The following is a 24,162-nucleotide window of genomic DNA, read 5'->3' as shown; positions in this document are numbered from 1 at the left end:
CTAAATGCAATGACCTGGAGACGTGAATCTCCAGGTCATTGCATTTTCATATTGGTTGTTCATGGTTAAAGCGTGACTTCAATTTCTTTCTGCCACACTTCCATTCAGCAATCCACCAATCAGCAAAATAGTGGAAGAAATATAAAACCAAACAACAAGGGTGATGACACTTCCCAGCTGTCCGTAAAATTGAGTATAATCATTCAGTTTCACATATGTCCCGTACAACCAGGATACCCCCTGCCATCCAAAAGTGGCAAGCAGAGCACCCGGGAGGACATGGAGCAATGATATCCGTCTGCTCGGAACCACCATATAAAGAAAAATAAATAATAACAGCATAAATATCGAACTCAAGCCCCATTTTCCGATCACCCACGCCTCGCTCCATTCCCCGTGCAGCTTCCCACTTGCAAATCTCGCGTGCCGTATGTATTCTTCCACAACCGGGACAACCAGGGAAAAAGCAATGAGAATCATGAATCCCATCGTTAATAATAAGTCGTAAAACAAAGCGATCAAAAATGGTTTCTTTCTTTCTATTTTGTAGGCTTGATTTAAAGAACGGACCATGGACTGAACGGCCATAGAAGCTAACCAGAAAGTGAAGAATATAGAAATGGACAATACGTCTCCACGCTGGTTATACAAAATTCTTTCAATATTGTCATGGATGATGGCATACGATTTCTCCGGGGCAAATGGCTTGATTAAAAGCAATACATTCGTCTCCGAAATAGGCAGATAACTTAACAACGAAAACACAAAAAGTAGAAATGGAAAAATCGATAATAGCAAATAGTAGGCTAACTGGGCTGATTGATCAAAGAATCGTTCTTTGAAGAATCGGACAATGACCTCTTTTGGATAATGCAATAGTCTCATGTCTCTTTTCTCCTTAATCAACAAGGATACTATTATTTTCCCCAAGTTCAGAAATTCAATCATCCATGTGCAGCATGAATTCTATAGAAATGAATGGAATGATAAAAAAAGGATTTTTCCTTATTATCTAGAAATGTTAATTAGTAAACGGTTCCACCCATAAATATTCAAGCTATACTGAAAGGAAGATGAAGGTGTCAAAGAAGGAAGAACAAAACCATTCTATAGGGAACGAAAGTGTTCATACAGATTTCCTCAACAACATGACCTATGGAGATTATCTGCATCTGGACACATTATTAACCAGCCAGAAAAGACTATCCGGGCATCACGATGAAATGCTATTCATTATCATCCACCAGGTGAGTGAATTGTGGATGAAGTTGATTCTTCATGAATTGAGAACGAGCATCGCTTCCATTAATTCAGGCGAATTATCACCTGCATTCAAAATGCTTTCCCGGGTTTCAAAAATCCAATCCCAGATCATTCACGCATGGGACGTATTGTCCACTCTCACCCCATCTGAATATATTCAATTTCGTGATGACCTCGGTCAGGCATCCGGGTTTCAATCCTACCAATATCGAATGATCGAATTTGCATTGGGATATAAAACTCCCCATGTTTTGAAGATCTATCAAAAGGATCCCGAATTATTATCCCATCTGCAAGAAGCATACAAATCACCTTCCTTGTACGATGTATCAATACAAGCTCTTTCAAAAGCTGGATTCAACATTGATGATGATGTATTGAATCGGGACTTTACAACTCCTTATAAAGAAAATGATTCTGTACTCTCTGCTTGGACGGAAGTGTACCTGAATACAGATCAATATTGGGATTTATATGAACTCGCAGAAAAACTCATCGATTTGGAGGACTGGCTCCAGCAATGGCGATTCCGTCATATGAAAACAGTAGAACGTATAATCGGCCATAAAACAGGCACCGGGGGATCAAGCGGTGTCAGCTACCTTAAGAAGGTGCTTGACCATCGATTCTTCCCGGAACTTTGGAATGTCAGAACCAGCTTATAACATGACAATTTAATACATGCTCATCCGGACTCTACTTTGTAGAGTCTTTTTTGAATTGCCCATTTACACTCGTTAGGATATTCTAATCACATATACTTAATCGATTTAAAAGGGGAATACTTAAATGCCAACACACTCATTCTTTGTAAAGACGGATTGGCCGGGATTGCGTAATGATATCGGAACGTTGAATTCAACGACCCTTCATACAAAAATCTCCATCCCGCCAGAAATGGAAGGTCCGGGAATCGGAACAAATCCGGATGAAATGCTCCTAGGGGCCGCATCCACCTGCTACATCATTACACTTGCGGCAATGCTTGAGAGAAGCAGGATACCAAAAGCATCATTGACAATGGACTCTGAAGGGATCGTTGAATATGAAAAAGGCATCATCACCTATAAGAAAATCATTCATCGTCCCATCCTTGTGTTAGCAAAAGAATGCACAGAAAAAAACTTGAATACGGCGAAGAAACTTGCTGTAAAAGCTGAACAATCGTGCATGATTACGAGAGCAATCAAAGGAAATGTATTAGTTGAGCTGGATGAAACAGTGTATATTCAGGGCAAAAACGAGTAATCTATTTAGTCGCCCAGGTCCATCTGCCTTCTATACATGTTAGAGATGGTTGTTTAATTGAACCATGAAAAAAAGGCGCTCCGTATTGAAGCGCCTTTTTCTGATCTTTCATTCATCAGGATTCTGAATCAACCAGCTTTACCAGCATGTGGGAAAGCATATGCTGTTCATCCTTGTTACCTGCTTTCCATAATTCATAAAGTAACTTTTCTTCCCTGTTTTTCGGTTCTTCATGTGCAGCCAGATAATCCCCGACTTTTTGCGCTGCTTTCGCCTGCTGTTCTTCGCTCATGCCAAGTTTATCGGCTAGGGATACTTTGCTTCCTAAGTATTCTTTGAAGTGATCGAAGTTTGATAGAATATCTTCCTTCTTGTCCTCGGACATGCGTGATAATGTGTCGTCTACTTTGTTTTCCATTCTGTCTGTGGATTGATTGGCCATTTGTAAAATCTCTCCTCTCTTAACTATAGTTTCTATATTCCCGGTAAAGGAATCTTTAAACTACCAATGAAGAGTTTGACCATCCAGGATGGTTCATCAGATGGAGGCAGCCGGTATTACAAGTCATCAAAGCCATTCACATCCGTCGTTTTCGTATACTGTCTTGATTTTTGTTCGAAGAAATCGGTTTTCCCCAAGTCCACTTCCTGATAGGCAATGATCCATTTTAACGGGTTATTCTGATGTCCCTCAAATGGCGATTGGAACCCAAGCTGCTTTGCCCTCTTGTTAGCCATGAATTTTATGTAACTCTCAAGTTCAGACATTAATAAACCGTCTATATCATTTCCGATGATTTCCTTCGCCCATTCGATTTCCAAATGTGCCGCATGCAAAAATGTTTTTTGTCCGAATTCCGATAATTCTTCTGTTTGATAGGATGGATATTCCGCGATGATTTCTTTGAAAATCTTTTCGAACAAGCCGACGTGGAGTTGTTCATCCCGATTAATGTAATTGATCATCGTACTTGTCGCCACCATTTTCTGATTTCTGGCAAGATTATAGAAGAACGCGAATCCGCTGTAAAAAAATAGCCCTTCCAAGATGACATCGTAAACAATCGACTTTAATAGGTTTTCCACTGTCGGTTTCTCAGCAAAGTCCTTGTACCCTTTCACGACGAACTCATTGCGTTTCTGCAGAATCGGTTCCGTTTTCCAATAATTGAACACTTCATCCTGTTTTTGTTTCGGCACGATGCTTGAGAGCACATAGCTATAGGAATGATTATGGACTACTTCCTGTTGAGCCAGAATGATCATCAAAGCATTCAAACTGGAATCTGTCAAAAAGTCTGCTACTTTTCCTGCATAATCTGTCTGCACACTGTCCAAAAGTGCCAATAACCCAATGATTTTAAGGAATGTGTCCTGTTCCTTCTGTGAAAGAGTCTCAAATTGATTAATGTCTTTAGACATATTTATTTCAAATGGAGTCCAGAAGTTCCCCAGCATCCTTTTATACTTTGGATATGCCCAAGAGAAGCGGACATCATCCCAGTTCAACACATTTGAGCTTTTCCCATTGATGATGGATGTAGATTTATTTGGAGCTGATGCGTCCATCAGATCCCTTTTTTTCAGAATGACCATTACCTTTTCCCCCTTTTAGCTGTGACAGCTTTCACACTCATCAATAACAGAATCCGATGTGGATCTCACATAATATGTCGTTTTCAAACCTGATTTCCAAGCGTCGAGATGAAGAAGCAGCAGTTCCTTGGCTTTGATATCGTTTCTGACATAGAGATTGAACGAAATCCCCTGGTCAATATGCCTTTGTCTCCTGCTGTTTTGTTTGATACTCCAGTGCTGATCGATATGGTACGCTGTTTTGTAGTACCATTTTGTGTCAGCAGATAAGTCCGGCGCTGTTACCGGTATTTTATAATCCTTTTTCTCTTCTGAATACAGATGCCTGAATAATGGATCGATACTCGCGGTTGAACCTGCTATTAAAGAAGTAGAGGAGTTAGGTGCCACTGCCATGAGATATCCGTTGCGCATTCCAGACGTTGTCACTGCCTGCCTCAATGCCTCCCATTCCGGACCTTCATAACCCTTATTCCCGAAATAATTCCCATTATCCCAATCCGAGCCGTTGAAATACGGGTACGCCCCTTTCTCCTTCGCAAGATCGGTACTTGCGCTGATCGTATGGAATGCAATTTCTTCGTATAGTTCATCACAATATTCCGCCGCTTCATCACTCTCCCATCTCAAGCCCTTCAAGGCAAGTAAATGATGCCATCCAAACGTCCCCAGGCCGATGCCTCTATACCTTTGATTTGTCAATTGCGCTTGCAGGACAGGTATATCATTCAGTTCGATGACATTATCCAGTAGTCTAACGGCGATCTTGATCGTCCGTGACAACACGTTGTGCTGAACAGCCCTGGCCAGGGAAAGTGATGCGAGATTACATACGACATAATCACCTGGATGTTTATAAGTAATGATTTTCCCGTCTTCAATCTTTTCTTGTTCCAAAACAGTAGGGCTCATATTTTGAGCGATTTCCGTACATAGATTACTGCAGTAAATCATCCCTTTATGAGCATTGGCATTCTGACGGTTTACAGTATCCCTATAGAACATAAACGGTGTTCCTGTTTCCAGCTGTGAGATCATGATCCGCTTGAAAATATCGATGGCCGGCACTGTTTTCTTAGACAGTTCCGGGTGATTCACACATTCCTGGTACTTTTTCCTGAATGATCCCTCACCTATATTCTCATCGTAATAGTCTTCCAGGGAATATCCCATAACTTTCCTTACTTCGTGGGGATCAAACAGGTGCCAGTCATCCCTTTCTTCAACGGCTTCCATAAATAAATCAGGAAGGCAAACACCTGTAAATAAATCATGAGTGCGCTGCCGTTCGTCTCCATTGTTCAACCGAACGTCAAGGAAGGAATGAATATCTTTATGCCATACATCCAGGTAGACAGCGATTGCGCCTTGACGCTGACCGAGCTGATCAACGGAAACAGCGGTATTATTTAGTTGTTTCATCCATGGAATGACTCCCGAGCCCACACCTTTAAATCCTTTGATATCACTTCCCCTGCTCCGGACTTTTCCTAAATAGATACCAAGCCCTCCGCCATTTTTACTCAGAGTCGAAACATCCGTGTTGCTGTCAAAGATGCCTCTCAAATCATCCTCTACCGTGTCGATAAAACAGCTGGAAAGCTGACCGTAGCTTTTACCTGCGTTCGCTAAAGTGGGTGTAGCAACAGTCATATACAGATTTGACAGGGCCCAGTAGGCTTCTTTAATCAGTGAGAGCCTGTGAGCCTTGTCTTCGTCCATCATGAGTGTCATTGCGATAATCATAAATCGCTCTTGCGGAAGCTCATATACGTTGCCATCATGTGATTTCGTTAAATAACGCTCAGCAAGTGTAACGATTCCAATATAGGTAAACAACTTGTCTTTAGAAGGGTTCAAAAGAGATTCCAACTGTTGGATTTCATCCCTTGTGTATGCCTCGAGCAGGCGCGGATTATATAGTTTTTTCTCAACAAGTTCTTGTATCAGATTAAAAAAATCACGATAAGGATTTGCGGGATCAAGCCTCCTGGACTGACTGCTGGAGTGATAAAGCTTCTCTAAGTACAGACATGCTGCTGCATATGTCCATTGCGGTTCTTCTGCTGAAATTCTTTCGACAGCTGTCAGGATAATCTGGTGAAAAAGCTGTTCTTCGGAGATATCCTTTTTCACTTGAAGAAGTCCGTCCACTTTCTCTTCAAATCCATCCGTGTTCAAGTCTGGGAAATCCGACTTTAGCTTCCGGCAAAGCTGCCAGGCAAGGTCTAATGTTTTTTCTGTTTCAATCAGTGTCATTTCTTCATTCCTCCCGAATCTGTTCAATTCATTCGTACTATACAAGCTGCGGGAGAGGATACAAAAAAGCCCATCCTCTCAATTGGACGGGCTTTCATGAATATAACGATGATATGATATAACAGACGTATGTATAGATATCTATTATTCTATCCTCGCACATCCTCCCAATTCCCGAAGAAGATCATACGTAATAAATATGGCAGGTCTCCTGACTCGTGCTTCATCCTACTTTAAGGCCTTCCCATCTTTATCAAGATAGTGGCAAATCCTTATTTCGTCATCACTTACAGTTGCGGGGACAGTTCCGGAATTTCACCAGATTCCCTATTAAGTCTTAATAGACACCGTATTTATAGATTTAATCGAACTAATCAATATATAGTTGTGAATATCTTTATGGACACAAAGTATTGTGTTCTCATCCATCATAATTTAATTACCATGATTTTTCAAGCAAAAATCACCCTCTTCTTCAAATCTCAATGATGGTACAAATATGCTTATAATTATCTTTTTGTTCAAAAATCCACGAACACCTCTGAATTGAGACCATTAATCAGTGGTAAAGGAAGATTACATCCGTATTTATCGTTTGAGAACCGATGGCATAATACTTATAATCCAAATAGAAGGTTGTTTGACAGTATTCTTTGGTCCCCAATATTTGACGGGCTGCTTACTTGGGATTTCCCATAGTAAGCAGCCTCTTTTTTTGAATGAAAGGGTACTCTGCAGGATAAAATAAAACGAATCTAGTGTTTCAGGGTAATTACAAAATGATTAAATAAGTCAAAAAGGTTTATTTATTCATAAGAATCATATACAATGCGCATTAAGTGATTTTTATAAATCCCCTCTTTTGAAAGGAGAACTAAAATGAAGAAGTTAATGAGTGCATTACTGATTACAATAATGGCGATTGCCTTAGCCGCTTGCGGAAATGGAGAAGAGGCAAAGAAGCAATCTGAAGATAAACCAAAAACAGAAGAGAAAAGTAAAGAACAGCAAGAGCAGGCCAAGCAAATGGAAGAAATGCAAAAGAAAATGGACAAACAAAAAGTGGACAAAGATAAAGTTGTTGCCGTGGTCAATGACGAGAAGCTGAAGGGTGAAGATTATAATAACATCCTTACTTCCTCTCAAATGCAGTTTCAGCAGATGGGACAAGATCCTACCAGCGAAAAGGCAGCAGAACAAATCAAAAAACAAACAATCGACAGTCTTGTAGGTCAGACCCTTCTCATGCAGCAAGCAGACGAAAAAGGGTATAAAGCAACTGACGAAGAAATCAACAAACAGCTTGACCAAGTGAAGAAGAAATACAAGAGTGATAAAGAATTCGAAAAAGCAATGAAAGAAGCCGGATTCTCGATGGAAGAACTAAAAACTCAAGTTGCTGAAAACATCAAGTACACAAATTATGTTGAAAAAGAGATAAAAGTGGATGAAGTAACAGAAGAAGAAATGAAGAAATTTTACGACCAATTTGCCAGCCAGCAAGGAAAAGATCAGAAAGCACCAAAGTTTGAAGAAGTGAAGCCTCAGATCAAGACTCAACTGGAACAGCAAAAGAAACAAGAAAAACTTGTACAGCACGTTGAAGAGTTAAAGGAAAATGCTAAAGTAGATGTAAAAATATAATTTATTTGAAACAACCTCCATTCTGGGGGTTGTTTTTTCTATTTGACATGTTTCTTCTTATATAAAAAGGGTACAGTCTACCAAACCATTACTTCAATGAGTAAAGGAGATGAATCCCATGAACAAACGTTCAAACGATAACCCTGAACAAGTGAATAAGGACAATGAGGGGATCCTGGATAAACATGAAAGTGAACAAAACGTAGATCCGATCCCTCTCGAAGATTTAAAGAAAGAACAGCGTGAAGAAAAAAAGAAACATCACACTAAAGATGATTCCTCCAGCGACGAATAAGACGTATAACCTGCAAAATAAACCGCAGTACAAAATTTGTACTGCGGCTTTCTTGTTCATTCATTTATTTACTTAACCAATCTGTATGGAAAGTTCCTTCTTTATCCGTACGTTGATAGGTGTGAGCTCCAAAATAATCACGCTGAGCCTGCAAAAGGTTTGCCGGCAGCGATTCAGAACGGTAGCTGTCGTAATAAGCAAGAGCACTTGCAAGCCCCGGGACGGGTATTCCCAACTTAATCGCGGTTGCCACTACTTCTCGAGCCTCTTCCTGATAATTCTCCACAATATCTTTAAAGTATGGATCCAACAGTAAATTCGTCAATTCCGCATCACGGTCATAAGCTTTCTTGATTTCTTGGAGGAACCCTGCGCGGATGATGCATCCCCCCCTGAAAATCATGGCGATCTCACCGGGCTTCAGATTCCAATTATACTCCTTGGATGCAGATTGCAGCTGTGCAAATCCTTGGGCATAGGAACAAATTTTACTTAAATACAGTGCTTTGCGGATCATTTCAATAAATTCTTCCTTATTACCGCTGAATTCACTGTTTTTAGGTCCTCTAAGAATCTTGCTTGCCTTGACCCGTTCTTCCTTCATTGCAGAAATAAAGCGTGCGAAAACAGACTCAGTAATAATAGACAGAGGCACCCCAAGTTCCAGCGAGGAGATGCTGGTCCATTTACCAGTGCCCTTTTGCCCTGCTGTATCCAGGATGACTTCTACGAGCGGCTTCCCCGTTTCTTCATCGACCTTAGTAAAGATATCAGCCGTAATTTCAATCAAGTAACTGTCGAGCTCTCCTTCGTTCCATTCTTTGAAGATCTCATGCATCTCCTGGGCTTCGATCCCCAATACATGCTTCATTAAATAATACGCTTCACAAATAAGCTGCATATCACTGTATTCAATTCCGTTGTGGACCATTTTCACGTAATGACCCGATCCATCCGGACCGATATATGTACTGCATGCCTCACCGTTTACTTTTGCTGAGATGGCTGTTAAAAACGGTTCAATCAAATCATAAGCTTCTTTCTGGCCACTTGGCATGATGGCAGGTCCGTATAACGCACCTTCTTCTCCACCGGACACGCCAGCCCCGATAAAATTGATCCCTTTTTCGTCCAAAGCTTTATTTCGGCGGATTGTGTCCTCAAAATAAGTGTTTCCTCCGTCAATCAGGATATCTCCTTTATCTAAATGAGGCAGCAGGGAATCGATTGCTTTATCGGTAATAACACCTGCAGGCACCATCATCAGTATTTTCCTTGGTGTCTCCAATGATGCTGCGAAAACTTCAACGCTGCTTGTACCTGTAAATTGCTTATCACTGTGCTCTTCTAATATTTCATTCACTTTTTCCTCAGTGACATCATAAATGGCGACAGAATACCCTCTGCTTTCAAAATTCAGAGCAAGGCTTTTCCCCATCACTCCAACACCAACAACACCAATTTGTTGTTTAGCCATACTATCATTCCTTTCCTTGCTTAAAAAACATTTTTTCACCGTAACTATTATAATACGAAAAATATTTTCATGCTGAACTTTCATGAAAAAACTTCTTTTTAAATGTAATTTTTATGATTCGCTCTGTTATAAACCGATTTTGATTTCCATGCAACGTTTAATAATAGGCTTTAGATAGTATTCATTCTTTCCTTTTGGATAATATTCAATTCAAAGTTGCAGAGCAATGCCGAAATGAAAAGGACGAACCTGTATATGGTCCGTCCTCGAAAATATAGAGAATAAAAGCTATGATTCCAATCGTTCTATTATGGTGGCATTTGCCATGCCGTGTCCTTCGCACATCGTCTGCAGCCCAAAACGGCCAGCTGTCCTTTCGAGCTCGTGCATCATTGTCACCATGATGCGTGCGCCGCTTGCACCTAGAGGATGCCCAAGAGCAATAGCACCACCATTCGGATTTAATTTGGCTGGGTCGGCTCCCACCTCTTTTAACCATGCCATGGCAACAGGCGCAAATGCTTCATTCACTTCAAATACATCGATATCTTCCAGTGATAAACCTGATTTCTTAAGCGCTTTCTTTGTCGCCGGGATTGGTCCTGTCAGCATTAAAGTCGGATCAGAGCCTGTTACCACCCTGGTGTGAACTTTGAATCTTGCTTTCAAACCAAGTTCATCCGCTTTTTCGCGGCTCATCAGTAGGAGCGCGGCCGCTCCGTCACTAATTTGGCTGGAATTCCCCGCATGAATGAATCCATCTTCTTTAAATGCAGGCTTCAACGCTGAGAGGACATCGACAGTAGTACCTTGCCTTGGTCCTTCATCCTTGTTAAAGACGACCGTCCTACTCTCCTCGACAGAGATCTCAATCGGATATATTTCTCCATCGAACCTGTGATCCTCTTGCGCTTTTAAGGCTTTTTGATGACTTTGACTGGCAAATCGATCTAATTCTTCCCGGCTGAATCCATATTTTTCTGCAATTCTTTCTGCCGATAATCCCTGATGGATGATTTCGTGCTGTTCTTTTAGCTTTTCACTGAAGCCTGCCTTCCCATAATTGGAAGCGATGGGCACCCTCGTCATATTTTCAACACCGCCAGCTATGACAATGTCCATGTCTCCGGAAAGAATGGCTTGTGATGCAAAATGAACAGCTTGCTGGCTGGACCCGCATTGACGGTCAATGGTCGTTCCAGGCACCTCGACTGGAAACCCTGCAATCAAAGCAGCTACCCTCGCAATGTCACCAGCCTGCTCCCCTGATTGAGTTACACATCCGAGAATGACATCATCTACACTCCCCGGCTCGATGCCTGATTTTTTCATTAATCCCTTAAGGATTTCACCAGCCAAATCATCTGGACGCATGTTTTTTAACGAACCGTTCCTCCTGCCTACTGCTGTCCTTATTCCTTCTACAATGACTACTTCCCTCATAATCTTCCTCCTTATAGACCCAAGTTCTTCGCAATGATTACTTTCATGATTTCGTTTGTTCCTGCATAAATACTTGCGACCGGCACATCTCTATACCTTCTGGCAATCTCATATTCCTCCATATATCCATATCCGCCATGAAGCTGCATGCATTCTGTAGCAATCCTCCTGGACATCTCAGTAAGTTTGAATTTCGCCATTGAAACTTTGGTTACTACATCTTTTCCTTGTATGTGCTCGGCAATCAAACCATCAAGAAATGCCCTGCCCATCTCAATATCTGCCGCCATTTCTGCCATTTTGAATTGAATGTGCTGAAATTGACTGATCGCTTTGCCGAAAGCTTCACGGCTTTTTATATAGTCCATGGTAATGGAAAACATATGTTCAGAGGATACCTGGGCTGCAATGGCCACGACTAGCCGTTCCTGCTGAAGCTTCTTCATAAGGTATTGAAAACCTTTGCCTTCCTCGCCGATTAGATTCTTCTTAGGCACTTTACAATCTTCAAAAATCAACTCAGCCGTGTCCTGGCAGTGAAGGCCGACTTTATCCAGCTTTCTTCCCCTTGAAAAACCCACTGTTCCTCTCTCAACCGCCAGGAGGCTGATTCCTTTATGTTGGGGGACAGTCCTCGTATCGGTTTTACATGCCACTATGATCAAGTCAGAATGAATTCCGTTGGTGATAAATGTTTTTTGCCCATTCAAAATGTAATGATCATCATTTAGGACGGCAGTCGTTTTGATTGCGGCCAAATCAGAGCCCGTTCCAGGTTCAGTCATCGCAATCGCTGTTACCATATCTCCCTTTGTACAGGAGGGCAGCCAGCGTTTCTTTTGTTCTTCAGTTCCATACTCGCTTATATACGGAACCACAATATCATTGTGTAAGCCAATTCCGATTAAACCAGATCCGACACGCTCGAGTTCCTCGTTGATGATGACAGAGAAACCCCAATCCACACCGCTTCCTCCGTATTGTTCATCGACGTCCGGACAGAGAAAGCCCTGCTTCCCCATCTTCTCCCAAAAAGACCTCGGCACAAGCCTGTCATTTTCCCATTGTTCATAGTAAGGGTAGGCTTCTTTCTGAAGAAACTTTCGTAGAGACCTCCTGAACATTTCATGATCTTCAGTAAGATATGGATGATCCACACTATCGTCCCCTTTCTTAGTGGTTGAACTTTACTAAATGAATGACTGTCCATTCATTTTTTCTGCAGATTCAGCTTATTTCGGCTGCATGCGAATAGCACCATCCAGTCTGATTGTCTCCCCGTTAAGCATCGGATTCTCTACAATCGCTTCCACAAGCTGTGCATATTCAGAAGGATAGCCCAGCCGATTGGGAAATGGAACGGTCTTTCCTAACGAAGCCCTAGCCTCTTCAGGCAGCGAGTCGAACATAGGTGTATGAAACAAACCTGGGGCGATTGTCATCACTCTGATTCCATCCCTTGCAAACTCACGCGCAATCGGAAGCGTCATACCCGCCACCCCTGCCTTAGAAGCACTGTAGGCTGCCTGACCGATTTGCCCATCGAAAGCAGCCACGGACGCTGTGTTAATGATGAGTCCCCGCTCACCATATTCGTTTTCTTTATTGCTCTGCATGTTTTGAGCAGCTAAGCGTATGACATTGAATGTACCGATTAAATTGATTTGAATCACTTTAGAAAACTGCTCTAGAGAGTGAACCCCATTCCTTCCAACCACTTTTGAGGGCGGTGCGATACCTGCACAATTCACAACCATATTGATACTTCCAAAAGACTCGATCGCATTCAATATTGCCGTTTCTACGGCTTCTTCACTGGTCACATCCGCAGGATAAAACCCGACCCCGCCGCCTAGTTCCTTTTGTAATTCCCTTCCCTTTTCCTCATCCATATCAACAATAAAAGCCTTTCCGCCCTTTTCAACCAGTTTTCGGACAGTGGCTTCACCCAGACCTGAGGCACCTCCTGATACAATCGCTATACATTCTTTCATTTTCATTTATTCATCCCCCAGTAAATGTACTATCTTCATTTTATCTTTCTATCAATGAAAAAGAAATAATTTTAGGAAGATTCTGTTTATTTATCTTGTTTCATATTCCTTTTACGTGTTGAACAATATATAAATGTACCGCAAATTTAATAATCGTATGGAGGAACAATCATGACAAATAAAAACGATAACCGCGAACGCAAAAATAAATATCCTAATAATAAGAAAACAGATGCAGAGTTCTCGAAGGAAACCGGCATCCGAAGTGAAATAACAAAAAATGATCTAAAAAAATAATTGCTGCTGCACTAAAAGGGTTCAAAGTTATGAACCCTTTTTACAATAAAAAAACAGACCCATCAAAAGATGAGCCTGTTTTGGAAGTTTAAATCAATTATTTCTTAACAACGTTAGCTGCTTGTGGTCCACGAGCACCTTGCTCGATGTCGAAAGAAACTTCTTGACCTTCGTCAAGTGATTTGAAACCTTCACCTTGGATCGCTGAGAAGTGTACGAATACATCGTCTCCACCTTCTACTTCGATGAATCCAAAACCTTTTTCTGCGTTAAACCATTTTACTTTACCATTTTCCATGAAAAATGCCTCCTAGTGTGTGCTTACCACACAATGTATTACTATTCTTGCGATATCAGGTGAAAACCAAATCTTGTTCTTCCCTCGTATACCGGACAAAAATAATTCTTCTATAGAATAACAGGATTCTCGGAAATAAGCAAGTAAACAAGAACTTACTTGATAAAGTCAGACGACTTACTATTGTAAATCAGTTCTAATTGCTAAATCATTGCAGGAATACTTCGATTATTTTTACAGCAATCCCTTGAAACTTTATATGGTATAATACAAGAAGCTGAAAGGAAGTGTCATATGAAATCCACTAAAAGTCTATTTAGTAATGGATCTGCTGTCACGATTAAAGAAACCGGCGAAACCGTCACTATCTTGAAATCCCAGTACGTTAAGAATATGAAACGCTACTCATATATCGTTAAAGAACATCCAGGTACATTTTTCTTTGAAGAGGAATTAACCAAAGATGAATAATAGACTAAGCTGCAGATCAATCGATCTGCAGCTTTTTCATTTTTACACTCTATAATGCATAAGTAACAAAAAGCCGCAGTCCAATTAAAGTTGGACTGCGGCTTTTCATTTATGACCTGTGAGGGACTTGAACCCCCGACCCCCACCCTGTCAAGGTGATGCTCTCCCAGCTGAGCTAACAGATCGATTTAAGCTACATTTACTATTATAGCGCGGATGGAAAGAATGTCAATAAGTTCTTATGGAAATTTTGTCGAAAAATATTTAGAGTGAATGTATAAGAGAACTAACGTTCGCATATACTGGTTATTACCCTGCCTGAAAGGATGATCAGGATGAACAAACTTTTTATCCGTTCGTTAACTGAACAGATACCAATTGAAATCATTTATATGGCTGAACATCATAATCCTACGAAAAGAAAAATCATTATTAAAAAAATGAATCTGGATACTGTCGTCGCCTATTGCTTCCTGCGAAAACAGTTCAGGACTTTTCGGATCGAATGTATTTTAGCTGCTTATCCACTAATCGATCTGCAGCATCGATCACTTAGCCAATAAAATAGAGGGTGCCTTGGACATGGACACCCTCTTTTTTCATTATGCAGTCGCTTCTTTTGGACGTTTGTCTTCTCTTTTAATGAAGAACTGAATAGCTAATAGAGCTGCAAATGAAACCAGACCGATGATGTCACTCATTCCTTCAGGATAGATCAGCATTAATCCTGCTCCTACACAAAGGAATCGTTCGATCACGTATAGTCTGCGGAACCAATAACCGATCATACCGGCACCGATGGCAATCATACCCGTTACCGCTGTAAATACAACCCATAACAATTGAGGAATGGTTGTATCGATCATAAGCAGTTCAGGTGACAAGACGAACATATACGGAATGATAAATGCCGCGATCGCCAGTTTTGCAGAATTGACGCCGGTCCGAATCGGTTCTCCCCCCGATACCCCGGCTGCCGCGAAGGCTGCAAGAGCAACAGGCGGTGTGATATCCGCAATAATTCCAAAATAAAATACAAATAAGTGAGCTGAAAGCTCAGGTGCACCCAGTAAGATGATTGCCGGGGCCGCAATTGTGGATGTGATGACATAGTTGGCAGTGGTAGGTGAACCCATTCCCAACACAATGGAAGCGATCATTGTAAACAACAGGGTCAGAAGAAGTTTCCCCTGAGCTGAGTTTGTTAAATCAGCTGCCAGGTCAACCAGACCATTTGCTAATGTCAACCCTAATCCAGTCTTCGTTACAACACCGACGATAATACCGGCAGCTGCTGTTGCGACCGCTACTGACAATGCAGTTCTGGCACCATCGACCAATGCATCGACAGCATCTTTAAACCCGATTCGGGTATCTTTACGGATCGCACTGATTGCGATCGTCGCCACGATGGACCAAAGTGCCGCTCTCATGACACTCATTCCGCTGACAAGAAGGATGATGACCGTCAATATAGGAAGCAGCAAATAAATCTTTTTCAGCACTTCCCTGCGATTCGGCATTTCCTCATCTGAAAGCCCCCGCAAACCGAGACGTTTTGCTTCAAAATGAGTCATAATCCAAATACCAGTGAAGTATAGAACGGCTGGAATAGCCGCAGCTTTAGCAATATCCCAGTAAGAAATGCCCCCGATAAATTCGACCATCAGGAAGGCTGCAGCTCCCATGATCGGCGGCATCAGCTGACCGCCAGTTGAAGCGGCGGCTTCAACCCCGCCCGCAAACTCTTTTCGATATCCGAGCTTTTTCATCATTGGTATCGTGAATGAACCTGATGTTACCACGTTTGCTACGGAACTTCCGCTGATTGTACCCTGCAATGCACTCGAGAAGATGGCAACCTTCGCCGGCCCCCCTGTACGTTTACCTGCAATCGAAACAGCTAAATCATTAAAATATTGGCCTACACCTGTTTTCACCAGAAACGCTCCGAATAACAGGAACAAGAAGATGAATGTAGCCGAAACATATAATGGCGTACCAAGTATCCCTTCAGAAGTGAAGAACATCGTCTTTACAATGTCATCCAAATCATATCCGCGGTGTGCTAAGAAGCCCGGCATCTGCCTTCCGTAATACATATACAAAAGGAATGCTGAGGAAATGATCGTGATCGGCAATCCTACGGCACGTCTTGTTGCTTCCAATACCAAAAGGATGGCCGCTAACCCGACATAAAAATCCAGGCTTGTCATTAGTCCGACCCGGCTGACGATATCATCCTGCATGATCGGCCAGTAAGCACCGATCCCTACAGAAATGGCGGCTAATACAATGTCATACCAAGCGAGTTTATTCATTCTAAGATTCTTTTTCCTGGCAGGAAAAAGAAGAAATACAAGAGATAAAGCAAATCCTAAATGTATGGATAGCAATAATTGCCTCGGTATGAATTGAAAGATGGATGCTGTTAATTGAAATAATGAGAATGCTAATAGACCAAAAAATATGATCCATTTAAACATGCCATGTTCCAATTTTCTCGTTGAAGATTCAGGATCGTATTTTTCTAATAATTCTTGTTGTTGTTCTGCAGTGAGAGATTCGAATTTTTTATCCTTTTCCAACAACAATCACTCCTTTCCATTTGCTGAATAGTGATACTTTTTTAACCTGTAGCCTTACAATGGAACCTTCTTTAAAGAGATTTTTTAATGGGTATACGTCATCTTCAAAGACAAGACGATGATTGGCAACCACTTGTCCGATGCGTATATCAATGTAAGGAAATTTCCTATTCATATTCGAAATGACATACCTTCCATCTTTTGTTCTTTCGAATATTTCTTCGCCTTCTGCATTCGAAGGCATTCCAATCGCTGTATCTTCATACAGTAGTTTAGTTTGCTGAATTTGATTAGTAGATGTCTGGCGATAGAACTCCTCTACCTCTGATAGGTGAATGGAATGAGTATAGCGGATAGAGAAGGTTTTATTTTTATTGATTGAGAAATAAGCGGGACTTCCAGCATCATCCCTTGGTTCTATTACCAGGAATGTTTGAATAGGAAGAAAGATGATTGCCAAGAGAATAAGTAAAAGGAGAGTCGGCCCCACTAAATATTTCTTCTTCATGAAGTGCTCTCCCCCTTCCATTTCTTCAAAACAAAAGAATAGACCGTGATTAGCGGCCTATCCTTTGTTCCATCTCGGGGTGAATCGATTATTCTGCTGAAATGCCTTTTTCATCAAAGTATTTCTTAGCACCCGGATGCAATTCTATACCCATACCCTTTAAGCCATTTTCTGCTTTGATAAGTTTTCCTTTAGCATGAGTGATCTGGTCTGTATTTTCAAAGATTGCTTTTGTTACATCGTAAATGACATCTTCTGAGATGTCTGCATTCGTTACCAACATTGCACGGACTGCAACGGTTGTTACTGCTTCATCTACTTTACTGTACGTACCAGCTGGAATTTCATCTTCAGCATAGTAAGGGTATTTTTCGATAAGCTCTGCAATTTTAGAAGATTCAACCGGAACGATGGCGATATCTTCAGTTGCAGCCAATCCTTCTACCGCTCCAGTTGGAGTACCTGAAGTGATGAATGCCGCATCGATTGTACCGTCTTGGATTCCTGTAGTTGAATCATCGAAGGATAAGTTGCGTGCTTCAAGATCTTCAAGTTTCATACCATGAATTTCAAGGATCTGTTCTGCATTCAAAAGCGTACCTGAGCCGGCTTCACCTACAGATACAACTTTTCCTTTAAGGTCTTCAACTGATTTGATACCTGAGTCTTTCGTTGTGACGATCTGGATCGTTTCAGGATATAAAGTGGCGATTCCGCGAGCGTTCTCCACTTTATTCTCAGAGAACATTTGAGAACCTTCAGAAGCATATGAAGCTATATCTGTTTGAGTAAATGCGATTTCAGTTTTACCATCTTTAATCGAAGCCATGTTTTCGGCTGATGCACCTGAAGTTGAAGCTGATGCTTTGATACCGGTTTCATCTTCAATAATCTTCGCGAAGGTACCTCCAAGCGGATAATATGTACCTCCCGTTCCACCCGTAGCGATTCCGATGAAGTCAACTTTCTCATCACCGTCGGAGCTTCCACCGCCGGCTCCGCCTCCACATGCTGCCAGCACGGCAGATAGAATGAGAAGAAGGGCAGTGCTTAAGAATAAACTGCGTTTTTTCATAATCTAATCCCCCTATTAAATTTTCTACTTTCCCGTAATCAATTGTATCACAAACTGTAATAATCTTGTCAAACGGGATACATAAACTTATAAATTTTTTCATAAAAAAACCTTTTGTCACACTACAAGTCTATAGAATATCTCATTTTCCGTACGTTTTCATCATGTCAACGTTTTGTAAAATGTATGCGAAATGCATAAACCGTTTTCATTTTACACTTTCACATTCACCCCAAACAGATGAATGTCCACATAAAAAAGACTGAAGAAACGTATCGTTCCTTCAGTCTTTCTGTTATACATCAGATTTATTCACCCGATCAACTCTTCATCTTCGAATTGCTTCTTATCTTCACTTGTTATATTTTCTTCCTTGTCCCTCAATCGGTGTGCAATCCTAGAGGAAGCGTTTGCCGCTATACTTGCAACGATGTCGTCGAGGAAGGTATGAATTCCCTTCCCCCTTTTTGTATCCAGGTCATGGATGATTCCTATCTTATTTTTATCCAAATGCCCGAACGTGGTAACGGCGATGCTTCCGTAACCCAGGGCTGCGCCTAGGGCGATGGTTTCATCCACTCCGAAAAGACCTTCGTCGGTTTCCACGATTGATTGCAGTGGTTCGGAAAGCATGTTCTTTTCAGCAAGCTGATCCAATTCCACCCCTACCAGGATGGCATGCTGTATTTCCCTTTTTAACAGCACTTTCTTTACACTTTCAATACAATCTTCCATTTCCAGCTCATTATGATAGGGAAACTGCATTTCATAAACGATTTCCGCAATATCTTCTATTGTAACCCCTCTATCCTGTAGTTTCTTCAGGGCGGCTTTGGTGACTTCCTTTGAATGAATTGGTTTATGCATTGTATGTACCCCTTTCTGACTTAATCTCTTTAGTGAATTATAACACTTTTTCGAATATTCGTATCCCAATCTGCTTAAGGGATTTACACGAAATATTATGATACAATCATTTTTGTAAACGTTATCTAGAGAATCAGGAGGGTTTTGTATGACTGTAAATAGAGGCACCGTTAACGAAATAAACCTCTACAGTAAAGAATTGAATGAGGAAATCAAAATGCTGGTCTATCTACCTGCAACTTTTTCTCCTCTTTATAAATATTCATTATTGATTGCCCAAGATGGCAAGGACTACTTTCAACTTGGAAGGCTTCCCCGCCTGGCCGATGAATTATTGGGCAGCAAAGAAATAGAAAACATGATCATCGTGGGCGTACCTTATAAAGATGTAGAAGATAGAAGAAGAAAGTATCATCCCCACGGAGAAGAAAACGATGCTTATATCCGTTTTTTGGCTCATGAACTGGTTCCTTACCTGGATGAGCATTATCCAACTTATCACATGGGTATGGGAAGGGCGCTCATCGGTGATTCGTTAGGGGCGACCGTTTCACTCATGACAGCATTGAAATATCCTAATACTTTCGGGAAAGTGATCCTTCAGTCACCTTTGGTGAATGAAAAAGTACTGGATGAAGTTGAAAACTTCTCACAGCCTCACCTTTTGAATATCTACCATATTATTGGAAACAAAGAAACTGAAGTAAAAACAACCGATGGAAAAGTAAAAGACTTTTTAACACCCAACCGTCAGCTTCACGAGCTATTCACCGAAAAGAAATTCTCGGCCTTCTACGAAGAATTCGACGGTGACCACACCTGGAAATACTGGCAGCCTGATTTGAAACGTGCATTAACCATGATGTTTGGTTGATTCATCCTTGAGCATAATATGGACCTCTCCCGCTTTTTGTCATTTGGCTGATGATTGTTAACAAATGGGTGGGAGAAGTTCCCTTCCGTTCGTCCTATATTAAATTTTTGAAAAATTTGCTATACTATAATATATATATAGTTTTTATTAGTGATATATAGAGGAGGATTGAAGAAAATGAATTATGGTGTTGTCATTTTCCCATCAAAAAAGCTTCAGGATTTAACAAATTCGTATCGTAAACGTTACGATCCTCATTATGCTTTGATTCCACCACATTTGACCCTCAAGAATGTGTTTTCAGCTGATGATGATCAAATTAAAGATATCGCCGATAAGCTGAGAAATGTTGCAAAAAACTATGATCCGTTCAACTTGAAGGTGTACAAAGTAAGCTCATTTCAGCCTGTAAATAATGTCATTTATTTCAAAGTTGAGCCTACTCCTGAATTAGAGGGCCTTCACCACGATATGCATAAGAGGGATGTATTGGACGATGAGCCCGAATATGCATTTGTGCCACATATCACTATTGCACAAAAACTTTCAAACGATGAACATTCGGATATTTACGGTTCACTTAGTATGCTGGGTGTAAACCATGAAGAAACGGTTGACCGTTTCCACCTACTTTATCAGTTGGAGAATGGTTCCTGGACAGTATATGAAACATTCCGCCTTGGAAAGGAATAATGTCAATTGAAAGTTGAAATCGCTAAATCAGAATCACAGCTTGAAGAAGTATTTCAAGTCAGGAAAACAGTTTTTGTAAATGAACAGCATGTACCTTTGGAAGAAGAAATCGATGAATTCGAAAATCAATCGACCCACTTCATTTTATATGATGGCGAACTGCCTTCAGGTGCCGGCAGGTTCAGAGTGTTGGATGGAGTTGGAAAAGTGGAAAGGATCTGTGTCCTTAAAGAACTCCGTGGAAAGGGTGCCGGCAGGGAAATCATGCTGGCCATTGAAGAGTTCGCGAACAATCATTCCATTTCCAATCTTAAATTAAACGCTCAAACCTATGCCATTCCTTTTTATGAAGGATTGGGCTATGGGATCGCCTCTGAGGAATTCATGGATGCCGGAATCCCTCATAAGACAATGGTAAAAACACTATCATAGACCATCGAATAAAAAAAGATCAATCACTGCTTTAGGCAGTAGATTGATCTTTTTTATATTGGCATGAAGAATACCGTACTGATTTGTATAAACACATGTTAACTGGACGATAATGAAGAAGTATATGGGGAGGGGGATACCTATGGAAATTATGTCAATAGCCGTAGAACTGGTAGTCGGCTATTTTGCCCTTTTGATTTTAACGAAAGTACTAGGAAAAACACAAATAACTCAAATATCCGCCTTTGACTTCATTTCTGCGTTAATATTGGGGGAACTGGTCGGGAATTCCCTTTATGATAAAAACATCAGCGTCTGGCCCATCCTTGCAGCTATCTTCATCTGGGGATCGCTGATATTCACCACCGAATACATCACCCAGAAATCGAGGCGTTTTCGCCACATCATGGAAGGCACTCCAGCAATCGTGATCAACAAAGGAAAAATCGATTTCAAACAATTAAAGAAAAACCATTTGGATTTAAATCAACTTCAGCATTTACTGAGGGCCAAAGACATTTTTTCTGTACGTGAATGTGAGTATGCCCTGCTTGAGTCCAATGGAACACTGAGTGTGCTGAAGAAACCTATGTTTGAAAATGTACAGCGGGCGGATTTAAACATTAAGCCCGATCATGTGAGCCTGCCATTATCATTGATTGTAGATGGAGAAATTGTATATGATAATCTGAAAATTGTGGATCAGCAGGAAGAATGGCTGCTGGCCGAAATAAACAGACACGGATTTCAATCACATAAAGAGGTTCTCTATGCTGAATGGAAAGAGGGTGAAAGCCTATTGGTACAAGGCTATTAATCAGGTAGCCACCACTCTTGGTTCATTATCCCTGATTATGAACTTCACCTGTTCTTTACGCTCCAGACTTACTACATAAGCAGTAACGGATGTGCGGAACAACAGCCATTGCCCCAAGCTTTTCACCTTTATGTTATGTAAGGTTAATAATTCTTTTGTAAGCATATCTAAGGATTCACCTTCCTCTTTCCTTTCAATCAGTTGATATAAGGAAGATATTAATTCATTGTGAACCTTCTGGTTGTCTCGTACGGCATCTTGAAAGGTCTCTTCAAATTGTCCGTGCCCCGGGATTGCTCCTTTACATTCTATGTGAAGGAGTTTTTCCAATGAAGATAAGGTTTGGTCCGCATCGATGATGAAAGGGATCACATGCTTTTTGAGGGCCTCCTTCCCAAAATAACCGTCTCCGGCATATAGGATATGATCGATCAGCAATCCAGTCTGAGCGTACGAGTGTCCTGGCAAGTCCAGAGCATGAATGTCAAATGGTCCAATTGAATTCTCCCCGATCTTCACATGGTGATCGACCTTGACTGAAGGTCCTTCAAGAAATTTATTCCTTAATTCCTCTATTGGGTTTGCTCCATTGAAAAGATATATCGGTTCCAGGATGGGGTTTGCCATAATAGATGATTCAAGTGCAGGTGCATACAGAGGGATATCCATCCTTTTCTTAAGGTAGGATGCACCGCCGAAATGATCTGTATGGGCATGGGTTATGATACAGTAGTCCAGTGGCAGCGAATGCTGATTTATTAGATTTAATACCTTCTTTATTGACGACTCATCCAGACCTGTATCAATGAGCAGCCCTTTTCCATCTTTCTGACAATAGCCGATGTTCACGGCACCGGTGAATGCATAGCAATGATCAGTAAATTGTTGAAGCTTCAAACTCTTCATTCCTTTCAGTACCATGCAGCAAGGATCGTTGTGGTTATCTTGCATGTGCAGGCAGTATTTCTTTATATGTATTCGTTAAAGTAAGTGCCTTTTCCTGTTACTTTGGCTATTAAATCTGGGTGGATGATGTGTTTAAATGGAGGGCTTTTGTGGAACTCATTTTCCTTCTGGCCGGTATTCTGGTGGGCGGACATTTTTTCGCGGCCGGTTTGCTTTGATTTGTTTTTCAAGGCCTTGACAGACTGTATCGGAATGAATCGAAATGGATATTTGTCGACTTTTATGTCCCTTTCCTGATACTGTTTATATTGATGGTGGGGAATTGGAGCAATATATCCCATATAGATAACCTCCTTATATTGGTTTTACCCTCATTTTCTTATATATAAAACGTGGCGGCTTTCAAAAATGGTTCATTTCTAAAGCTGGTTCATAAAATACCTTGCGGTTGATTAGGAAGGGAATGTTTATTTCTTCTGGTGTTGACGCCTGTCCATAATGGCAGCCCGGTGCAAAAATAAAAGAGAATTAACATAAAGTACGTGCCTGCACGCTCATTTATGTCCATTCTCTTTTAAAAAAATTATTTTTTCCCTTTGTTAAGCATATTGGATATGGTCCCGAAATCCAATTGCTTCCCATCGTTCACGATTGACTTTACAATTTTATCTTCCATTTCTTTATTCACAGGTTTGTTGGCAATTTTGGAAACACGCTTAATGACATTTCTCACAGTTGCTTCATCTTTGAAATTGGCATTTTGTAATGAGTTGGCAAGCTCGAACACTTCGTTCATATTGACGCCTGTCTTCTGTTCAAGATTCTTAAAAAAGTTGTTATTCATGAGTAAACCGCCTCCTTTTTAACTATAAGCATCATATGTAAAAAAACGGAGAGCGTGATAATTTTCATGAAAAAAGACAGGATCTCTCTATACGAGGATTCTGCCTTTTGCTTTTCGCTTCTGAATTAGCAGAAGCTAGCTCCAACGATAATCAACAAGATGAATAAGACGACGATTAAGACAAAAGTTGATCCATAACCTCCGCCATATCCACAGCCATAACCATATCCATATCCGTAAGGCATTCAGCTTCACCTCACTTTACCTTTAGTC

The 24,162-nt window shown here is 41.0% G+C and carries 28 protein-coding genes, 1 tRNA gene and 1 riboswitch; of the genes, 11 read left to right on the top strand and 18 right to left on the bottom strand.

All coding sequences use genetic code 11. From position 1 onward, the window contains the following. Window positions 1–78: 78 nt before the first annotated feature. Complete coding sequence (locus ACUXV2_RS05780) at window positions 79–885, bottom strand: YihY/virulence factor BrkB family protein (protein ID WP_446246092.1); 807 nt, start codon at window positions 883–885, stop codon at window positions 79–81. Window positions 886–1,109: 224 nt separating this feature from the next. On the opposite strand from ACUXV2_RS05780, the gene kynA reads away from it, so the two are divergent. Together kynA and ACUXV2_RS05770 are read left to right on the top strand one after the other, a co-directional pair. Continuing rightward, window positions 1,110–1,928, top strand: a complete 819-nt coding sequence (gene kynA / locus ACUXV2_RS05775) for a tryptophan 2,3-dioxygenase (RefSeq protein WP_446247004.1) — start codon at window positions 1,110–1,112, stop codon at window positions 1,926–1,928. A 124-nt stretch (window positions 1,929–2,052) separates the two neighbouring features. Further along, window positions 2,053–2,511 carry an OsmC family protein gene (locus ACUXV2_RS05770; RefSeq protein ID WP_446246091.1) on the top strand — a complete coding sequence of 153 codons (459 nt, stop codon included), beginning with the start codon at window positions 2,053–2,055 and terminating at the stop codon, window positions 2,509–2,511. Window positions 2,512–2,626: 115 nt separating this feature from the next. Here ACUXV2_RS05770 and ACUXV2_RS05765 read toward each other — a convergent pair whose 3' ends face one another. From ACUXV2_RS05765 to ACUXV2_RS05755, 3 genes are all read right to left on the bottom strand, one after another. Continuing rightward, complete coding sequence (locus ACUXV2_RS05765) at window positions 2,627–2,953, bottom strand: DUF3243 family protein (RefSeq protein WP_446246090.1); 327 nt, start codon at window positions 2,951–2,953, stop codon at window positions 2,627–2,629. 116 nt (window positions 2,954–3,069) lie between these two features. Beyond that, window positions 3,070–4,107 carry a ribonucleotide-diphosphate reductase subunit beta gene (locus ACUXV2_RS05760; protein ID WP_446246089.1) on the bottom strand — a complete coding sequence of 346 codons (1,038 nt, stop codon included), beginning with the start codon at window positions 4,105–4,107 and terminating at the stop codon, window positions 3,070–3,072. Window positions 4,108–4,122: 15 nt separating this feature from the next. Continuing rightward, the gene (locus ACUXV2_RS05755; RefSeq protein WP_446246088.1) at window positions 4,123–6,366 is read right to left on the bottom strand and encodes a ribonucleoside-diphosphate reductase subunit alpha; all 2,244 of its coding nucleotides are present in this window, start codon (window positions 6,364–6,366) and stop codon (window positions 4,123–4,125) included. A 184-nt stretch (window positions 6,367–6,550) separates the two neighbouring features. Then, window positions 6,551–6,733, bottom strand: a riboswitch (cobalamin riboswitch). Between the two features lie 512 nt (window positions 6,734–7,245). On the opposite strand from ACUXV2_RS05755, the gene ACUXV2_RS05750 reads away from it, so the two are divergent. Together ACUXV2_RS05750 and ACUXV2_RS05745 are read left to right on the top strand one after the other, a co-directional pair. Continuing rightward, window positions 7,246–8,010, top strand: a complete 765-nt coding sequence (locus ACUXV2_RS05750; protein WP_446246087.1) for a SurA N-terminal domain-containing protein — start codon at window positions 7,246–7,248, stop codon at window positions 8,008–8,010. A 118-nt stretch (window positions 8,011–8,128) separates the two neighbouring features. Continuing rightward, window positions 8,129–8,305, top strand: a complete 177-nt coding sequence (locus tag ACUXV2_RS05745) for a hypothetical protein (RefSeq protein ID WP_446246086.1) — start codon at window positions 8,129–8,131, stop codon at window positions 8,303–8,305. A gap of 64 nt (window positions 8,306–8,369) precedes the next feature. Here the strand turns inward: ACUXV2_RS05745 and gndA are convergent, their stop codons facing one another. From gndA to ACUXV2_RS05725, 4 genes are all read right to left on the bottom strand, one after another. Beyond that, window positions 8,370–9,782 (bottom strand): NADP-dependent phosphogluconate dehydrogenase, encoded by a 1,413-nt coding sequence (gene gndA, locus ACUXV2_RS05740; protein WP_446246085.1) that lies wholly within the window; start codon window positions 9,780–9,782, stop codon window positions 8,370–8,372. Window positions 9,783–10,070: 288 nt separating this feature from the next. Next, the gene (locus tag ACUXV2_RS05735; protein ID WP_446246084.1) at window positions 10,071–11,225 is read right to left on the bottom strand and encodes a thiolase family protein; all 1,155 of its coding nucleotides are present in this window, start codon (window positions 11,223–11,225) and stop codon (window positions 10,071–10,073) included. An 11-nt stretch (window positions 11,226–11,236) separates the two neighbouring features. After that, on the bottom strand, window positions 11,237–12,382 hold the full coding sequence (locus ACUXV2_RS05730) for an acyl-CoA dehydrogenase family protein (protein WP_446246083.1): 1,146 nt from the start codon (window positions 12,380–12,382) through the stop codon (window positions 11,237–11,239). A 75-nt stretch (window positions 12,383–12,457) separates the two neighbouring features. Then, on the bottom strand, window positions 12,458–13,225 hold the full coding sequence (locus tag ACUXV2_RS05725) for a 3-hydroxyacyl-CoA dehydrogenase (RefSeq protein ID WP_446246082.1): 768 nt from the start codon (window positions 13,223–13,225) through the stop codon (window positions 12,458–12,460). Window positions 13,226–13,390: 165 nt separating this feature from the next. On the opposite strand from ACUXV2_RS05725, the gene ACUXV2_RS05720 reads away from it, so the two are divergent. Next, window positions 13,391–13,516: a hypothetical protein gene (locus tag ACUXV2_RS05720; RefSeq protein ID WP_446246081.1), complete on the top strand. Its 126-nt coding sequence runs from the start codon at window positions 13,391–13,393 to the stop codon at window positions 13,514–13,516. Between the two features lie 97 nt (window positions 13,517–13,613). Here ACUXV2_RS05720 and cspD read toward each other — a convergent pair whose 3' ends face one another. Further along, the gene (cspD, locus tag ACUXV2_RS05715) at window positions 13,614–13,814 is read right to left on the bottom strand and encodes a cold-shock protein CspD (RefSeq protein ID WP_032089110.1); all 201 of its coding nucleotides are present in this window, start codon (window positions 13,812–13,814) and stop codon (window positions 13,614–13,616) included. A gap of 294 nt (window positions 13,815–14,108) precedes the next feature. Here cspD and ACUXV2_RS05710 point away from each other — a divergent pair, with 294 nt between their 5' ends. Further along, window positions 14,109–14,285 carry a hypothetical protein gene (locus ACUXV2_RS05710; protein ID WP_446246080.1) on the top strand — a complete coding sequence of 59 codons (177 nt, stop codon included), beginning with the start codon at window positions 14,109–14,111 and terminating at the stop codon, window positions 14,283–14,285. Between the two features lie 112 nt (window positions 14,286–14,397). Here ACUXV2_RS05710 and ACUXV2_RS05705 read toward each other — a convergent pair. Next, a tRNA-Val gene (locus ACUXV2_RS05705) sits at window positions 14,398–14,470 on the bottom strand. A gap of 150 nt (window positions 14,471–14,620) precedes the next feature. Between ACUXV2_RS05705 and ACUXV2_RS05700 the strand changes: the two genes are divergently transcribed. After that, entirely contained in the window at window positions 14,621–14,848 is a 228-nt protein-coding gene (locus tag ACUXV2_RS05700; RefSeq protein ID WP_446246079.1) for a hypothetical protein, read from the top strand. Window positions 14,849–14,887: 39 nt separating this feature from the next. Here ACUXV2_RS05700 and ACUXV2_RS05695 read toward each other — a convergent pair whose 3' ends face one another. The 4 genes from ACUXV2_RS05695 to ACUXV2_RS05680 form a co-directional block, all read right to left on the bottom strand. Next, a complete protein-coding gene (locus tag ACUXV2_RS05695) occupies window positions 14,888–16,876 on the bottom strand; it encodes a TRAP transporter permease (RefSeq protein WP_446246078.1) in 1,989 nt (662 codons plus the stop codon). Next, on the bottom strand, window positions 16,860–17,381 hold the full coding sequence (locus ACUXV2_RS05690; protein ID WP_446246077.1) for a DUF1850 domain-containing protein: 522 nt from the start codon (window positions 17,379–17,381) through the stop codon (window positions 16,860–16,862). The genes ACUXV2_RS05695 and ACUXV2_RS05690 overlap by 17 nt, the downstream gene beginning before the upstream one ends. Window positions 17,382–17,469: 88 nt before the next feature. After that, window positions 17,470–18,456 carry a TAXI family TRAP transporter solute-binding subunit gene (locus ACUXV2_RS05685; RefSeq protein ID WP_446246076.1) on the bottom strand — a complete coding sequence of 329 codons (987 nt, stop codon included), beginning with the start codon at window positions 18,454–18,456 and terminating at the stop codon, window positions 17,470–17,472. 312 nt (window positions 18,457–18,768) lie between these two features. Continuing rightward, window positions 18,769–19,323: a phosphatidylglycerophosphatase A family protein gene (locus ACUXV2_RS05680; RefSeq protein ID WP_446246075.1), complete on the bottom strand. Its 555-nt coding sequence runs from the start codon at window positions 19,321–19,323 to the stop codon at window positions 18,769–18,771. 148 nt (window positions 19,324–19,471) lie between these two features. On the opposite strand from ACUXV2_RS05680, the gene ACUXV2_RS05675 reads away from it, so the two are divergent. The 4 genes from ACUXV2_RS05675 (at window position 19,472) to ACUXV2_RS05660 (ending at window position 22,139) form a co-directional block, all read left to right on the top strand. After that, window positions 19,472–20,197 carry an alpha/beta hydrolase gene (locus ACUXV2_RS05675; protein WP_446246074.1) on the top strand — a complete coding sequence of 242 codons (726 nt, stop codon included), beginning with the start codon at window positions 19,472–19,474 and terminating at the stop codon, window positions 20,195–20,197. Window positions 20,198–20,374: 177 nt separating this feature from the next. After that, window positions 20,375–20,890 (top strand): YjcG family protein, encoded by a 516-nt coding sequence (locus ACUXV2_RS05670; protein WP_446246073.1) that lies wholly within the window; start codon window positions 20,375–20,377, stop codon window positions 20,888–20,890. Window positions 20,891–20,896: 6 nt separating this feature from the next. After that, window positions 20,897–21,322 (top strand): GNAT family N-acetyltransferase, encoded by a 426-nt coding sequence (locus ACUXV2_RS05665; RefSeq protein WP_446246072.1) that lies wholly within the window; start codon window positions 20,897–20,899, stop codon window positions 21,320–21,322. Window positions 21,323–21,464: 142 nt separating this feature from the next. Then, window positions 21,465–22,139, top strand: a complete 675-nt coding sequence (locus ACUXV2_RS05660) for a DUF421 domain-containing protein (protein WP_446246071.1) — start codon at window positions 21,465–21,467, stop codon at window positions 22,137–22,139. Here the strand turns inward: ACUXV2_RS05660 and ACUXV2_RS05655 are convergent, their stop codons facing one another. The 4 genes from ACUXV2_RS05655 to ACUXV2_RS05640 all read right to left on the bottom strand — a co-directional run bounded on the left by ACUXV2_RS05655 (window position 22,140) and on the right by ACUXV2_RS05640 (window position 24,134). After that, complete coding sequence (locus ACUXV2_RS05655; protein WP_446246070.1) at window positions 22,140–23,036, bottom strand: MBL fold metallo-hydrolase; 897 nt, start codon at window positions 23,034–23,036, stop codon at window positions 22,140–22,142. 71 nt (window positions 23,037–23,107) lie between these two features. Beyond that, entirely contained in the window at window positions 23,108–23,386 is a 279-nt protein-coding gene (locus ACUXV2_RS05650) for a hypothetical protein (RefSeq protein ID WP_446246069.1), read from the bottom strand. A gap of 242 nt (window positions 23,387–23,628) precedes the next feature. Continuing rightward, window positions 23,629–23,889, bottom strand: a complete 261-nt coding sequence (locus tag ACUXV2_RS05645) for a stage VI sporulation protein F (protein ID WP_446246068.1) — start codon at window positions 23,887–23,889, stop codon at window positions 23,629–23,631. A 125-nt stretch (window positions 23,890–24,014) separates the two neighbouring features. Then, window positions 24,015–24,134, bottom strand: coding sequence for a YjcZ family sporulation protein (locus ACUXV2_RS05640; protein ID WP_175988484.1), 120 nt, complete (start codon window positions 24,132–24,134; stop codon window positions 24,015–24,017). Window positions 24,135–24,162 lie beyond the last annotated feature (28 nt).

The organism is Rossellomorea sp. NS-SX7 (assembly GCF_052828565.1).
The sequence above is the reverse complement of the archived record's forward strand: the minus strand, read 5'-3'. Positions and strand labels throughout refer to the sequence as shown.